We start from the raw sequence: 12655 nt of genomic DNA, 5'->3' as shown, positions 1-12655 counted from the left end.
GCGCTACGCGCGCCCCGGAATGACGGCTTACCCCTCCCCCGCGAGCCGGAACGTCCCCTCCATCATCTGCACGCAGCTGCCGCCGACATGGGCGGAGACGATCTTGCCGTCCTGCTTGCGCACGCGCGTCAGCAGCAGGCTCGGCCGCCCCATGTCAAAGCCTTGGCCGACCGTGAGCTTCAGCTCGCCGTCGCGCGTGGGATCGAGATCGGCGAACAGCGCGGCGGCGGCAACTGTGGCGCTGCCGGTGGCTGGGTCCTCGGCGAAGCCACCGGCGCCGCGCATGAACATCCGCGCCTGGATATCGCAAGGCGCCTCCGCCGCGGCCACGTCGCGCGTATAGAACCACACCGAGAAGGCACCGTCGCGCGGAAGCACCCTGCCGAAGGCGGCGGCATCGGGCCTCGCCCGCTTTAGCGCCTCGCGCGAATGCAGCTCCGCCACCACGAACGGCGTCCCGACGCCGACGACCTGTGGCGCATGGTGATCGGTCCTTATGTCATCAGCCGTCAGGGAGATGCAGGCCGCAACGTCAGCGGCGGAAACTTCCGCCAGTCGCGACAGCGGCTGCGGCGCGGTCAGCTCGGTGCTGATGACCCTTCCCTGCTCGCGAAAAATGTCGACCGGCACGAGACCCGCCTTCTCCTCGAACAGAAGGCGCGGCTTCGGCTCCTTCGCAAGACTCGCCAGCACGAAGGAGGTGCCGACATTGGGGTGACCGGCGAACGGCATCTCCCTCACCGGCGTGAAGATGCGCACCTCGGCATCATTGGCCTTGTCGCGCGGCGGCAGCACGAAGGTGGTCTCGGAATAGTTGAACTCGGTGGCGATCGCCTGCATCTGCTGCGTCGTGAGCCCGCCGGCGTCGAGCACCACGGCGAGCTGGTTGCCGCCGAAGGCGCGGTCGGTGAACACGTCGACGGTGATGTAGCGGCGCTGCATCTGCACTTCCCCATGCAAGTCGCGGCCACGAGCGGCCGCATCGCGCAGCACTCTACAAGCCGAAAACATCGCTCGTCATGCCCCAAAATTGAGTGCAATCGGAGCAATCGCATTGACGTGTTGGAAGCTAACGGGCCGCAGCAATTCGCGAAGCCGGGCTAGCGCATTTCGCCAGCCCGACATCGTCGGTCGTGATCGTTAGTAGGCGTACGAGTAGCCCGTGTTCGGCAGGCAGGGGGGCTGCGTGTAGGGCGCAGAGGCATACGAACCCTCTGCCGGAGCCCTGACGCAGGAGTCGGTCGCCGCCTGAGTCACAGCGGCGTGCGGCGGGGCAGCGTGGCGCACCGATGCGGCCTGAGCCTGGGTGGCGGCGGCGGCGATCAGGACGGCAGCAACAAGGGTCAATCGGGTCATTGGCTTTCTCCGGGTGACAAGTGAAAGCCGAGAAGTTTCGACTTCCACAGTGCAGGACCCGAAAGCTAGCAGGGAAATTTCATCACGCGGTTTCAACCCAGCGCGACCGCGCTTCAACGACGCGCGACTCACATGTGAAGGCGCGCTAACCCAGCTGAAACACCGCGACCTTCTGCTCGTAGCCGCGCACCTCGACCTCGCCGAGCGGGACGGCATCGCTGGCGTCTTCGCCGAGCGCTTCACGAACGGACTCGGAGATCAGGAGCTGCGAGCCGAACTCCTTGTTCAGCGCCTCCAGGCGCGAGGCGAAGTTCACGGTGTCGCCGATCACCGTGTACTCCTTGCGCCGGGGCGAGCCGATATTGCCGGCGACGACCTCGCCGAAATGGATGCCGATGCCGATCCGCAGCGGCCAGCTCGTCTCCGCGTTGATATGGTCCATCGCGCTCAGCATCTCGCGACCCGCGGCGACCGCACGGTGCGCGGCGTCGGATGCCTCCAGCGGCGCACCGAACAGCGCGAGAAAGCCGTCGCCCAGAAACTTGTTCACGATGCCGCCCTGGCGGTCGAGGATGTCGACCAGCACCGCGAAGGCGCCGTCGAGCCGATCCACCACCTCCTGCGGGGTGCGCGACTGCGCCCCGGCGGTGAAGCCGCGAAAATCGACGAACATCACCGCGACGCGGCGGACGTCGCCGCTTGCGCTGGTTCCTGTCGCCATCAGCCGCTCCACCACTTGCGGGGACACATGCTGGCCGAACAGGTTCGTCACGCGGTCGCGCGCGGTGGCGGCTGCGATGCTCGCGGCAAACTGGCGGCGGAGCTGCGCACCGACGGCGCCCGCAAGCACGCCGCAGATCAGGATGACAGTGCTACGCACGGCGTGGAAGTAGGCCAGGGGTTCGCCTGCGTCGTTCACCGAATTGTAATACAGCGCGACGGCGAGGAGTTGGGCCGCAGCCACGAATCCCGTGAAGGTGGACAGCCAGAAATCGAGCCGCAGCGTCGAAAGAATGACGAAAATGAAATAGACCAGCGGCAGCACGAAACCAAGCGCGGGCCCAGCGCCCATGCTGCGGATCTGCAGGATCAGGATGATCGTCGGCAGCGACGTTTCGATAAAGGCGCCGATATAGCGCCTGATCACCGGCAGGTCGCGATCGAGCTTGAGGTTTCGCCTGATCTGGCTGTGGACCCAGGCCTCGAACAGGATGAAGCCCCCCAACAGGATGTATTCGCGGACGAGGCCTTCCGTCCCGCGCCAGACCCGGTTGACGAGAGCAGGGTCGATCAGGAAGGTCGAGGTGAGGAACAGGATCATGACGCAGCCGGTGATGATCAGCGCCCGCACCCGCAACAGCTCGGTGCGCAACACCTCCCGCGTCAGCTCGCGCTCGACGTCCTCCGACAGAACGGCATGCTGCCGCGTCTTCCTGCTCGCAAACCTGGCCATCATCCCCCCTCGATTCAGGGGCCAGTTTGCCTCAATCCAGCGTGCGGCGGAAGCGCGTCACGGCGATGGTCATGGCGATCAGCATCAGGGCCGCCAGCGCCAACGCGTCGAAGCGCAGGTTCTGCATGGTCGCCCCCTTCAGCATGATGGCGCGGACGATGCGCAGGTAGTGGGTCAGCGGCAGGGCTTCGCCGACATATTGCGCCCAGGCCGGCATCCCCGCGAACGGGAACATGAAGCCGGAGAGCAGGATGCTCGGCAGGAAGAACATCATCGACATCTGCATGGCCTGGAGCTGGTTCTGCACCAATGTCGAGATGGTGTAGCCGATCGACAGATTGGTGGTGATGAACAGCGTCGAGAGCAGCGCCAGCAGGAACAGATTGCCGAGCACGGGCACGCCGAACAGGCCGACGCCGATGCCGATGATCAGGAAGGCCTGCACGAAGCCGACCAGCACGTAAGGGATGATCTTGCCGAACATCACCTCGACCGGCTTGATCGGCATCGACAACAGGCTCTCCATGGTGCCGCGCTCGACCTCGCGCGTGACCGAGAGCGCGGTGAAGATCAGCATGGTCATGGTGAGGATGGTGCCGACGAGGCCCGGCACGATGTTGAGGCTCGAAGCCGCGGCCGGATTGTAGCGGGCATGCGCGCGGATCTCGAACGGCATCTCCGGGGGATCGCCGATATAGAGATCGTGCTTGAGTGCGGTCTGCACGACCATGCCGAGCGAGCCGATCGCCGAGCTCGCCGCAACCGGATCGGTGGCGTCGGCCGCGACCAGCAGCGCCGGCTTGTCGCCGCGCCGGACCGCCCGCTCGAAGCCGCGCGGGATCTCGACGCCGAACAGCACCTTGCCGGATTTCAAGAGATTGTCGAAATCGTCGACGTCGTGCACCTCGTAGAGGAAACGGAAATAGGCGGTATTCTCCAACGCCTTCAGGATCGAGCGGGCGAGGTCGGAATCCTCCTGCAGCAGCACCGCGCTCGGCAGACGGTGCGGCGTGGTGTTGATGGCGTAGCCGAACAGCAGGAGCTGCATCACCGGCAGCATCACGATCATCGCAAACGAGACGCGGTCGCGCCTCAGCTGGATGAACTCCTTGATCAGCATCGCGTAGGAGCGCTTCCAGAAGCCGAAGCGTTCGCGGATCTCGTGCGTTGGGGCGGTTTGATCGGCTGCGCTCATTGGAAATTGTCCCTGGAGCGGCTCATCAGCTCGATGAAGACGTCCTCGAGCGACGGCGACGATTTATGCCAGTGCAGGCCGCTCTTGTCGCGCCACGGCGCGATGCTGGCCTCTAACGCGGCAACGTCGCGCCCGGAGACGTGCAGCGAGGTCCCGAACGGGGCCACCATGTCCACGCCCGGCTTGCCGGTGAGCGCGGCCGTGAGCCCGTTCAGGTCCTCGCCCGTGACGGTGTAGGTCGTGAGCGCCGACTTCGCGATCACCTCCTCCACCGTGCCGTGCGCCAGCAGATGGCCGTAGGCGATATACGCGATCTCGTGACATCGCTCGGCTTCGTCCATGTAGTGGGTCGAGACCAGCACGGTGAGGCCGTCGGCCGCGAGCGCATGGATCTCGTTCCAGAAATCGCGCCGCGCCTTGGGATCGACGCCCGCCGTCGGCTCGTCCAGCAGCAGCAGCTTTGGGCTCGGCAGCGTGCAGGCCCCGAGCGCCAGCCGCTGCTTCCAGCCGCCGGAGAGCTCACCCGCAAGCTGCTCCTCGCGCCCCGACAGCCCGAGCCGCTTGATCATGTCGCGTGCGGCGCCGCGGGCGTCGGTGAGGCCGTAGAGCCGTGCGACGAATTCGAGATTCTCGCGCACCGACAGGTCCTGGTACAGGCTGAAGCGCTGGGTCATGTAGCCGACCTGGCGCTTGATCTTCTCGGCATCGCGCCGGATGTCGTAGCCGAGGCAGGTGCCCTCGCCGCTGTCGGGCGTGAGCAGGCCGCAGAGGATACGGATGGTGGTGGTCTTGCCCGAGCCGTTCGGCCCGAGGAAGCCGTAGATCGAGCCGCGCTTCACCTGCATCGACAGATCGTGCACGACCTCGCGGCCGCCGAACGACTTGGACAGGCCCTTGACGTCGATCGCGATGCCGTTGCCGCCGTTCATCGCTTGTCCGCCATGGGTGTCTTGGGATTGAGGTAGACGTCGATCGGCTGCCCGACGCGAAGAGCGTCGGGACGCGAGGGCCGCGCCTGGATGAGATAGACGAGCTTGTTGCGCTCCTCGAGGCTGTAGATGACAGGCGGGGTGTATTCTGCCGAGGTCGCGATGAAGTAGATCTTCGCGGTGAGATCGGCCGCGCAATTGTCGCAGGCGATCCGCACCGTGTCGCCGATGGCAAGCTTCGGCAGCTCGGTCTCCGGCACGAAGAAGCGCAGCTTCATGTTGCCGGGCGGCATGATCGAGAGCACCGGCCGCTGCGCCGCCACCATCTCGCCCTCGCGGAAATAGATTTGCTGGATGGTGCCGGCCACCGGCGCAAAGCCCTTGCGCCGGGCCATCCGCGTCTCCGAGGTCGCCACTCGCGCTTCGGCCACGCGCAGGGCGGAGACGGCCGAGTCGAGATTGGCCTGGGTGCCGGAGCCGGTCTTGTTCAGCGAGGCCGCACGATCATAGGTCTGCTGCGCATTCGCCAGCGTGGCCTTGTTCTGGTTGAGATCGGCGAGCTGGAGATCATCGTCGACGGAATAGAGCTGATCGCCGACCTTGACCTCGTCGCCCTCGCGCACGCCAAGCTTCGTCACCCGGCCCGCTTCATCGGGGCTGACATAGATCATGTCGGCCTCGACCCAGCCCTGGAAACCGGGATCGCGCTTCTCCTTGCATCCGGCAAGGCCGGTTGCGAGCACGAGCGCCAATGCAAATGCAGAAAATACCCGCGACGACATCATGTCGTCCTCCGTTCGCCAAAAATCAAATCAAGATGAACGCGCAGCATGTCCTGCGCATCGAGCGGCGCATGCCGCGCAAACAGGCTCTGCCAGATCACCGCGATCATCGCGGGCGCGACCAGGATCTGCGGATAGCGCGCGAGATCCTTTTCGCGGATCTCGCCGCGGGCAATGCCGAGCTCGATCAGCGCGCGCATGGCGGCGATCCCGCGCGAGACCACCTCGCGGTAGTAGAAGTCGGCGACCGAGGGAAAACGCGGCCCCTCCGCCACGATCAGGCGCACGAGATCGCCGCGCTTCGTGCCGATCACCTCCTTCAGGAAGTTGCCGGCGAAGGCCTCGATCAGGTCGCGCACCGAGCCCGCCGGAGGCGGCAGTGTGGTCAGCCGCGCCACGACAGGCACGATGACGATGCGCACCAGCTCCTCGAACATCGATTCCTTGTCCTTGAAGTGCAGGTAGATCGTGCCTTTCGCCACGCCCGCACGCTTGGCGATGTCATCGAGCCTGGTCGCGGCAAAGCCGCGCGCGATGAATTCCTCCATCGCCGCCTCCACGATCGCCGCACGCCGCTCCGCCGCGCGCGTGGCGCGGTTCGAGGCGGGCGCCTCCACGCTGCCAGCAGGGCCCTTCGCGCTGGCGCGGGTTGCGGTCGGCAAGGCAGCTTGGGTCGGCTTCTTGGTCATTTGTAATATATGACTGACTGGTCAGTCATAGTCAAGACAGCGAAGCAGTCCTATTCGAGCCAAATGAATTAGCGTTGACTAATGCATTAGCCAATGCTAATTGAATTGCATGATTGAAGCCGCGCCAAACCCCGTCACCACCGTCATGCGCGCCCTCGCCGATCCGACCCGGCGTGCCGTGTTCGAGCGTGTGTTCGAGAGCAAGGAGATCAGCGTCGCCGAGCTGACGCGCGGCAGCGGCGTCACGCAAGGAGCCGTCTCGCAGCACCTGAAGTCGCTGAAGCAGGCCGGCCTCGTCGCCGAGCGTGCCGAAGGCCGCAACGTCTACTACCGCGCCGCACCGCAGGGACTCGAACCTCTGGTGACCTGGATGGATCATTACGGCGTCTTCTGGCGCGAGCGCTTCCAGAACCTACGTGACCTCTTGAAGGAGATCGACCCGTGAGTGCAGCCGCGTTGCAAGCCGAAACAAAAGACATCGTCATCGACGAGGTCTTCCCTCACACGGCCGAGACGATCTGGAAGGCGCTGACCAGCGCGCAGCTGATCGCGCGCTGGCTGATGCAGCCGACCGGCTTTGAAGCCGTCGAAGGCAACGCCTTCACGTTCCAGACCAAACCGGGCGGCAACTGGGACGGCGTCATTCATTGCCGGGTTCTCGAGGTCGTGGCTTTCAGGCGCCTCGTCTACGCCTGGAAGGGCGGCGATGCGCGCAACACCGGCTACGGCGCGCCGCTCGACACCGTGGTGACCTGGTCCCTCACCCCGGTCGAAGCCGGCACGCGGATCCGCCTGGTTCATGCGGGTTTCGTCCTGCCCAGGAACGAGTCGGCCTACACGGTGATGAGCGGCGGCTGGAAGAAGGTCGTCCGTCAGCTCGACGAGATCAGCGGCGAAGAGTGAGGAGATATCGCGATGGACAAGCCCTATACCGGCGGCTGCGCCTGCGGCGCGATCCGCTATTCGATTGTCGGTGAGCCGCTGTTCAGCAATCACTGCCAATGCCGGGACTGCCAGCGGGAAAGCGGCAGCGGCCACGGCTCTTACGCGACCTTCGCGCGCGCCGGCGTCACGCTGAGCGGCGAGGCGAAGCATTGGGACATGGTCGGCGACAGCGGCAACGTGAAGACGCGCGGCTTCTGTCCGCAGTGCGGCCTGCCGGTCTACATGACCTTCGCCGCCATGCCCGACATCTTCACCATCCGCGCCGCGAGCCTCGACGAGCCCGCGCGCTACAAGCCGCAGGCGGTGACCTACGGAGCGCGCGGGCATGGCTGGGATCAGCTCGATCCCAGCTTGCCGAAGTTCGAAGGCATGCCGCCGGCGTAAGGTCCCGGCGCTAGCCAAAATCCAGCACCATGCGGCCGTCGATCTTGCCGGCCTTCATCCGCTCGAAGACGTTGTTGATCTCGGTGAGCGGCACCTTCGTCACCTCGGCCTTGACCTTGCCGTCGGCGGCGAAGCCAATGGCTTCGTCGAGGTCGCGGCGGGTGCCGACGATGGATCCGCGCACAGTGATGCGCTTGAGCACGACGTCGAAGATCGGCGTCGGGAATTCGCCCGGCGGCAGGCCGACGAGGCTGACGGTGCCCTTCCGCCGGACCATCTTCAGCGCCTGCGCAAAAGCTGCGGTCGAGACCGCCGTTACCAGCACGCCATGCGCCCCTCCTCCGGTTGCTGCCAGCACCTTGTCCACCGCATCGGCCGCAAGCGCGTTGACCGCGAGATCGGCGCCGGTCTCGCGGGCGAGCGCGAGTTTGTCCTCGGCGATGTCGACCGCGGCGACTTTGAGTCCCATCGCCTTGGCGTACTGCACCGCGACATGGCCAAGCCCGCCGACGCCCGAGATCACGACCCACTCGCCGGGCTTCGCTTCGGTCTCCTTCAAGCCCTTGTAGGTGGTGACGCCCGCGCAGAGGATCGGCGCGACGCCGGCGAAATCGATCGTCGCCGGCAGCTTGGCGGCAAAGGCGGCGGAGGCGATGACATATTCGGCGAAGCCGCCGTTCACGCTGTAGCCGGTGTTGTGCTGGTGCTCGCACAGAGTCTCCCAGCCGGTCTCGCAATATTCGCACGACATGCAGGCATCGTGCAGCCAGGCGACGCCGACGGCATCGCCGACCTTCAGATTCTTCACACCGGGTCCGAGCGCCGCGACGACGCCGGCCGCTTCGTGGCCGGGGATGAAGGGCGGAACCGGCTTCACCGGCCAGTCGCCGGACGCCGCGTGCAGATCGGTGTGGCAGACACCACAAGCCTTCACCTTGACCAGGACCTCGCCGGGTCCGGGCTGCGGCACCGGTACGTCCTCGATCACCAGCGGCTTGCCGAATTGTCTGACGACTGCGGCTTTCATGGTCGGCATGGGTCTGCTCCGTTGCAACGTTTGGAGCAGACTAGCGATACCGCGCGGCGCGCCCTTGATTGGAGTCAAACGGCGCAAATTTATGCGCCACGGATATCATGATGACAGTGTCGTGACGGATAGCTGGACGCCGCGTCAGCTATGGAACTTCAAGCCATCGACGATCTTGTCGATCACCTTGCGCTCGGCGCGCATCGCGATGCCGACGAGATTGAGATCGGCACGCGCAACCGCCCTCACCGCCTCGCGGTTGGCGGCATCATGCGTGGTCCTGAACATGTCCTCGGTGTAGACGGCAGGCTTCACGTTGCGCGTCAGCGCGCGGTCGAGTGCGCGCGACAAGGCCGGGCCATCGGCGCCGTAGATCAGGATCGGCTGACCGATCAGCGCGTGATATGCCGTGCCCGAGGCGTCCTCATAGGGCTCGCCGATGCATTCGGGAAACGCAGCCGCAATGCCGCTGGTGAGAAAAGCCGCAACGTTGAGCTTCTGCCATGCCTGAAGATCGGTGCGGATCACGACGGCGATCTTGGTGTCGAACTGCATGTGTTTCCTCGATTGTCATTCCGGGGCGAGGCGCAGCATCGAACTAAGATGCGCAATTGCGCACCTGAGAATCTCGAGATTCCGGGTTCGCGCTTCCGCGCGCCCCGGAATGACAATACAAGAATCAGCCCTTGGCGTCGCAGGCCCAGGCGCGGATCACACATTCCTTGCCGCCATATTTGTAGCATTCGCGCGTGGCGGCGTTGAGCGAGGCGGAGATCTTCGGCTTGACGGCATAGCCATAGGCGCCGCATGGGTTTGTCATATCGACCGACATCGCAGCACAGGCGCGCTTCATCGTCACGGTGGTGCAATCGCCCTTGCACTGCTTTTGCGCGGCGGCGCGGGCTTCGTGCTCGGCGCCGTAGTCAAAGGCCTGGCCATAGGCACCGCATTTGCCGACTGCAATGGCGCCGGCGGCATGCGCATGCGTGATGTGGCGGGCGCCGGCAACACAGACCGAGAGCGCAAAGAAAAACATCGCGCAACGGCGCGCGACGACGTTCGAAGCCATGGAAAAACCCCTCACCCCCAAGGCAGGTGGCGGCAACTCTAAGCGGCGGTCGTTTCCAGATGGTGAACGGGTGGTTGAAATCGGCGGGTTTGGAAGGTGCCGTAGGGTGGATTAGCGAAGCGTAATCCACCAACTTGGCTGAGCAAGGGGAAGCATGGTGGGTTACGCCTTCGGCTAACCCACCCTACGCACCTTCATCCCCCTCGTGCCGCTTCCAGCGCCTGCGGCGTGTCGATGTCGAGGAAGGCGCTCTCGCCGTCGACCGGCACTTCGGCGACGGCCTCGGTGTGCTTGGCGATCAAGTGCCGCGCGCCGACGTCGCCGTCGAGCGTCATCAACTCCTTGAAGAAGCGGCGCGACCACAGCACGGGGTTGCCGCGGCGGCCTTCGCTGACGGGCACGACGATGAGATTGCCGCGGTCCGGAGCAAAACTGTCGATCAGGCGGTCGATCAGGCCGGCGTCGATCAGCGGCATGTCGCCGAGGCAAACCAGGGCGCCGTCGCAGGTCTCCGGTACGGCCGCGATCCCGGCCTTGACCGAGCTGGCAATGCCGCCGGCGAAATCCGGATTCCTGACGAACTTCACCTTCAGGCCTTGCAGCGCCTGCTCGACCAGCTCGGTCTGATGGCCGGTGACGACGATCACCTCGGATGCTTTCGAGGCGAGCGCCTGCTCGGCCGCGATCCGCACCAGCTTCTTGCCGTCGAGTTCGGCGAGCAGCTTGTTCGGCCCGCCCATGCGCGTGGAACGGCCGGCCGCGAGCACGATGGCTGCGACCTGGCTGTTGCCCTCGGTCTCCGGCTGGGCGCGCGGCTGCGGACGCGTCACGATCTCCATCAAGAGGCCACCGACGCCCATGCCCATCAGCTCGGACCGCGTCACCTTGATGCCGGCGAGGAGCCGCATCAGGACCCAGTCGAACCCGTTCTCGACCGGCGAGCGCGCGCAGCCCGGTGCGCCCAGCACCGGCACATTGCCGGCCCGGGCGATCAGCAGGAGATTGCCGGGATCGACCGGCATGCCGAAATGCTCGATCTCGCCGCCGATCCCGGTGACGGCCGCCGGGATCACGTCGCGGCGGTCGGCGATCGCGGACGCCCCGAACACGATGACGAGCTCGGCGCCGAGCGCGAGCAATTCCTTGATCGCGGCCGACAGTGCGCGCTCGTCGTGCTGGACCCGCCGCTCGGCGATGATGCTTGCGCCGGCTGGCGCAAGGCGCTCGGCGGTGACGCGCAGGGTCTTGTCGACCACCTTGGACGACAGGCCCGGCAGCAGCGTCGAGACCACGCCGACGCGTTTGATCACGTAAGGCGCGATCTTAAGGACGTCCTTGCCCGCGGCCTTCACCGCGGCATCGCGCAAGCTCCCCTCGACACCGAACGGGATGATCTTGACGGTGCCGACCATCTCGCCCTCGACCACCGGCTTGTAGGCGGTGAGCGTCGCAAAGGTAATGGCCTCGCCGATGTTGTTGATGCGGTCGACCGCGGCGCGATCGATCACCAGCACGCCGGGCTGTGCGGCGAACAGATTGGCGCGGCCGGTGAAGGCGCGCTCGACATGGATGCCCTCACCGCCGACGGCAAGCGCAATGCTGGCGGCCGCGACGTCCTCGGAGACGTCGCCCGCCTCCATGCGGACCACGACGATATCCTTGATGCCGGCGCGCTCGAGCGCCTCGACCTCGGCAGGTCCGATCGTCGTGCCCTTCTTCAGCACCAGCGGTCCCTGGCGCAGGGTGTGGACGGTCACCCCGCCGATCGCATCCTTGGGGCTCGCCGGGCCGAACTTCATGCCGCTTCTTCTTTTTCTTTGGGAGGCAGGCGGAGCACCGCCGTGATCTCGGCCATGATCGACACCGCGATCTCGGACGGCGAGACCGCGCCGATTGCAAGGCCGATCGGCGCGTGGATGCGCGCGATGTCGCTTTCCTTGGCGCCCTGCGCCCGCAGCCGGTCGCCGCGCTTGGCGTGCGTCTTCCGCGAGCCGAGCGCACCGATATAGAAGCAGTTGCGCTCGAAGGCGTGCAGCAGCGCGGGATCGTCGATCTTGGGATCGTGCGTCACCGCGACGAACGCCGTATAGGCGTCGACATTGAGCGGCGGCAGCGCCGTATCCGGCCATTCGGCAACAAGCGGAATGTCGGGGAAGCGCTCGGGGCTCGCAAACGCCGTGCGGGGATCGACGACGGTGACGTCATAGCCGAGCGAGCGCGCCAGCGGCGCCAGAGCCTGGCTGATATGGACCGCGCCGATGATGACGAGCTTTGCCGTCGGTGCGTAGACGTTGAGGAACAGCTTCTTGCCGCCGGCCTCGACATTGGCGCTCTTGCCCATGCGAAGCTGCTTTTCCAGCTCGGCCCGCAGCGGGTCCTTGGCGAAGTCCGCCGCCTTCACCAGGCGCTGCTCGCCGGTCTCGGTGTCGGTCACCAGGATCACGGGCCGGCGCGCGGCGCGCTCGGCGTTGAGTTCGTGCAGGATCGCGAGCTTCACGGCTAGCCGACCTTCTCGACGAAGACGCGGATGGTGCCGCCGCAGGACAGCCCGACATTCCAGGCGGTCTCGTCGGCGACGCCGAATTCCAGCATCTTGGGCTTGCCGCTCTCGATCACGTCCATGGCCTCGGTGACCACGGCGCCCTCGACGCAGCCGCCGGAGACGGAGCCCAGGAACGTCCCCTCGTCATTGATGACGAGGCTCGAGCCCGCCGGGCGCGGGGCCGAGCCCCAGGTCTCGACCACGGTGGCGAGCGCGACGCCACGGCCGGCCTTCTGCCAGTCCTCCGCCGCCTTCAGAATGTCCTCGTCGCGATCGAGCATGGC

15 protein-coding genes are annotated in these 12655 nt (G+C 65.8%); 3 read left to right on the top strand and 12 right to left on the bottom strand.

Annotated features, from left to right (window positions below; genetic code table 11):
• Positions 1 to 27 precede the first annotated feature (27 nt).
• The 6 genes from XH79_RS33585 to XH79_RS33560 form a co-directional block, all read right to left on the bottom strand.
• Positions 28 to 942 (bottom strand): PhzF family phenazine biosynthesis protein, encoded by a 915-nt coding sequence (locus XH79_RS33585; protein WP_271584454.1) that lies wholly within the window; start codon positions 940 to 942, stop codon positions 28 to 30.
• A gap of 559 nt (positions 943 to 1501) precedes the next feature.
• On the bottom strand, positions 1502 to 2809 hold the full coding sequence (locus tag XH79_RS33580) for an adenylate/guanylate cyclase domain-containing protein (protein WP_271584751.1): 1308 nt from the start codon (positions 2807 to 2809) through the stop codon (positions 1502 to 1504).
• A gap of 31 nt (positions 2810 to 2840) precedes the next feature.
• Positions 2841 to 4004 (bottom strand): ABC transporter permease, encoded by a 1164-nt coding sequence (locus tag XH79_RS33575; RefSeq protein ID WP_212343225.1) that lies wholly within the window; start codon positions 4002 to 4004, stop codon positions 2841 to 2843.
• Positions 4001 to 4933: an ABC transporter ATP-binding protein gene (locus tag XH79_RS33570; RefSeq protein WP_212343224.1), complete on the bottom strand. Its 933-nt coding sequence runs from the start codon at positions 4931 to 4933 to the stop codon at positions 4001 to 4003. The genes XH79_RS33575 and XH79_RS33570 overlap by 4 nt, the downstream gene beginning before the upstream one ends.
• Entirely contained in the window at positions 4930 to 5718 is a 789-nt protein-coding gene (locus XH79_RS33565; RefSeq protein WP_212343223.1) for an HlyD family secretion protein, read from the bottom strand. The genes XH79_RS33570 and XH79_RS33565 overlap by 4 nt, the downstream gene beginning before the upstream one ends.
• Positions 5715 to 6404 (bottom strand): TetR/AcrR family transcriptional regulator, encoded by a 690-nt coding sequence (locus XH79_RS33560; protein WP_212343222.1) that lies wholly within the window; start codon positions 6402 to 6404, stop codon positions 5715 to 5717. The genes XH79_RS33565 and XH79_RS33560 overlap by 4 nt, the downstream gene beginning before the upstream one ends.
• Positions 6405 to 6513: 109 nt before the next feature.
• On the opposite strand from XH79_RS33560, the gene XH79_RS33555 reads away from it, so the two are divergent.
• The 3 genes from XH79_RS33555 to XH79_RS33545 are packed head-to-tail and all read left to right on the top strand — an operon-like array spanning position 6514 to position 7733.
• Positions 6514 to 6849 (top strand): ArsR/SmtB family transcription factor, encoded by a 336-nt coding sequence (locus XH79_RS33555; protein ID WP_212343221.1) that lies wholly within the window; start codon positions 6514 to 6516, stop codon positions 6847 to 6849.
• On the top strand, positions 6846 to 7307 hold the full coding sequence (locus XH79_RS33550; RefSeq protein WP_271584453.1) for an SRPBCC family protein: 462 nt from the start codon (positions 6846 to 6848) through the stop codon (positions 7305 to 7307). The genes XH79_RS33555 and XH79_RS33550 overlap by 4 nt, the downstream gene beginning before the upstream one ends.
• 12 nt (positions 7308 to 7319) lie before the next feature.
• A complete protein-coding gene (locus XH79_RS33545; RefSeq protein WP_271584452.1) occupies positions 7320 to 7733 on the top strand; it encodes a GFA family protein in 414 nt (137 codons plus the stop codon).
• Between the two features lie 10 nt (positions 7734 to 7743).
• On the opposite strand, the gene adhP is transcribed toward XH79_RS33545, so the two are convergent.
• From adhP to XH79_RS33515, 6 genes are all read right to left on the bottom strand, one after another.
• Positions 7744 to 8769: an alcohol dehydrogenase AdhP gene (gene adhP / locus XH79_RS33540; protein ID WP_271584451.1), complete on the bottom strand. Its 1026-nt coding sequence runs from the start codon at positions 8767 to 8769 to the stop codon at positions 7744 to 7746.
• A 135-nt stretch (positions 8770 to 8904) separates the two neighbouring features.
• Positions 8905 to 9315: a DUF2000 family protein gene (locus tag XH79_RS33535; protein ID WP_212343217.1), complete on the bottom strand. Its 411-nt coding sequence runs from the start codon at positions 9313 to 9315 to the stop codon at positions 8905 to 8907.
• Positions 9316 to 9439: 124 nt separating this feature from the next.
• Positions 9440 to 9829, bottom strand: coding sequence for a DUF4189 domain-containing protein (locus tag XH79_RS33530; protein WP_212343216.1), 390 nt, complete (start codon positions 9827 to 9829; stop codon positions 9440 to 9442).
• Between the two features lie 194 nt (positions 9830 to 10023).
• Complete coding sequence (locus XH79_RS33525; protein ID WP_271584450.1) at positions 10024 to 11628, bottom strand: molybdopterin-binding/glycosyltransferase family 2 protein; 1605 nt, start codon at positions 11626 to 11628, stop codon at positions 10024 to 10026.
• Positions 11625 to 12326: an XdhC family protein gene (locus XH79_RS33520; protein WP_271584449.1), complete on the bottom strand. Its 702-nt coding sequence runs from the start codon at positions 12324 to 12326 to the stop codon at positions 11625 to 11627. Before XH79_RS33520 ends, XH79_RS33525 begins: the two co-directional genes overlap by 4 nt.
• A gap of 2 nt (positions 12327 to 12328) precedes the next feature.
• On the bottom strand, positions 12329 to 12652 hold the full coding sequence (locus XH79_RS33515; protein WP_008564652.1) for an XdhC family protein: 324 nt from the start codon (positions 12650 to 12652) through the stop codon (positions 12329 to 12331).
• Positions 12653 to 12655 lie beyond the last annotated feature (3 nt).

The organism is Bradyrhizobium sp. CCBAU 45389 (genome assembly GCF_028128625.1).
Classification (GTDB): domain Bacteria; phylum Pseudomonadota; class Alphaproteobacteria; order Rhizobiales; family Xanthobacteraceae; genus Bradyrhizobium; species Bradyrhizobium liaoningense_B.
The sequence above is the reverse complement of the archived record's forward strand: the minus strand, read 5'-3'. Positions and strand labels throughout refer to the sequence as shown.

Coding starts and splice junctions, on each gene's coding strand:
- XH79_RS33585 (WP_271584454.1), bottom strand. CDS start 942: ATGCAGCGCCGCTACATCACCGTCGACGTGTTCACCGACCGCGCCTTC.
- XH79_RS33580 (WP_271584751.1), bottom strand. CDS start 2,809: ATGGCCAGGTTTGCGAGCAGGAAGACGCGGCAGCATGCCGTTCTGTCG.
- XH79_RS33575 (WP_212343225.1), bottom strand. CDS start 4,004: ATGAGCGCAGCCGATCAAACCGCCCCAACGCACGAGATCCGCGAACGC.
- XH79_RS33570 (WP_212343224.1), bottom strand. CDS start 4,933: ATGAACGGCGGCAACGGCATCGCGATCGACGTCAAGGGCCTGTCCAAG.
- XH79_RS33565 (WP_212343223.1), bottom strand. CDS start 5,718: ATGATGTCGTCGCGGGTATTTTCTGCATTTGCATTGGCGCTCGTGCTC.
- XH79_RS33560 (WP_212343222.1), bottom strand. CDS start 6,404: ATGACCAAGAAGCCGACCCAAGCTGCCTTGCCGACCGCAACCCGCGCC.
- XH79_RS33555 (WP_212343221.1), top strand. CDS start 6,514: ATGATTGAAGCCGCGCCAAACCCCGTCACCACCGTCATGCGCGCCCTC.
- XH79_RS33545 (WP_271584452.1), top strand. CDS start 7,320: ATGGACAAGCCCTATACCGGCGGCTGCGCCTGCGGCGCGATCCGCTAT.
- adhP (WP_271584451.1), bottom strand. CDS start 8,769: ATGCCGACCATGAAAGCCGCAGTCGTCAGACAATTCGGCAAGCCGCTG.
- XH79_RS33535 (WP_212343217.1), bottom strand. CDS start 9,315: ATGCAGTTCGACACCAAGATCGCCGTCGTGATCCGCACCGATCTTCAG.
- XH79_RS33530 (WP_212343216.1), bottom strand. CDS start 9,829: ATGGCTTCGAACGTCGTCGCGCGCCGTTGCGCGATGTTTTTCTTTGCG.
- XH79_RS33525 (WP_271584450.1), bottom strand. CDS start 11,628: ATGAAGTTCGGCCCGGCGAGCCCCAAGGATGCGATCGGCGGGGTGACC.
- XH79_RS33515 (WP_008564652.1), bottom strand. CDS start 12,652: ATGCTCGATCGCGACGAGGACATTCTGAAGGCGGCGGAGGACTGGCAG.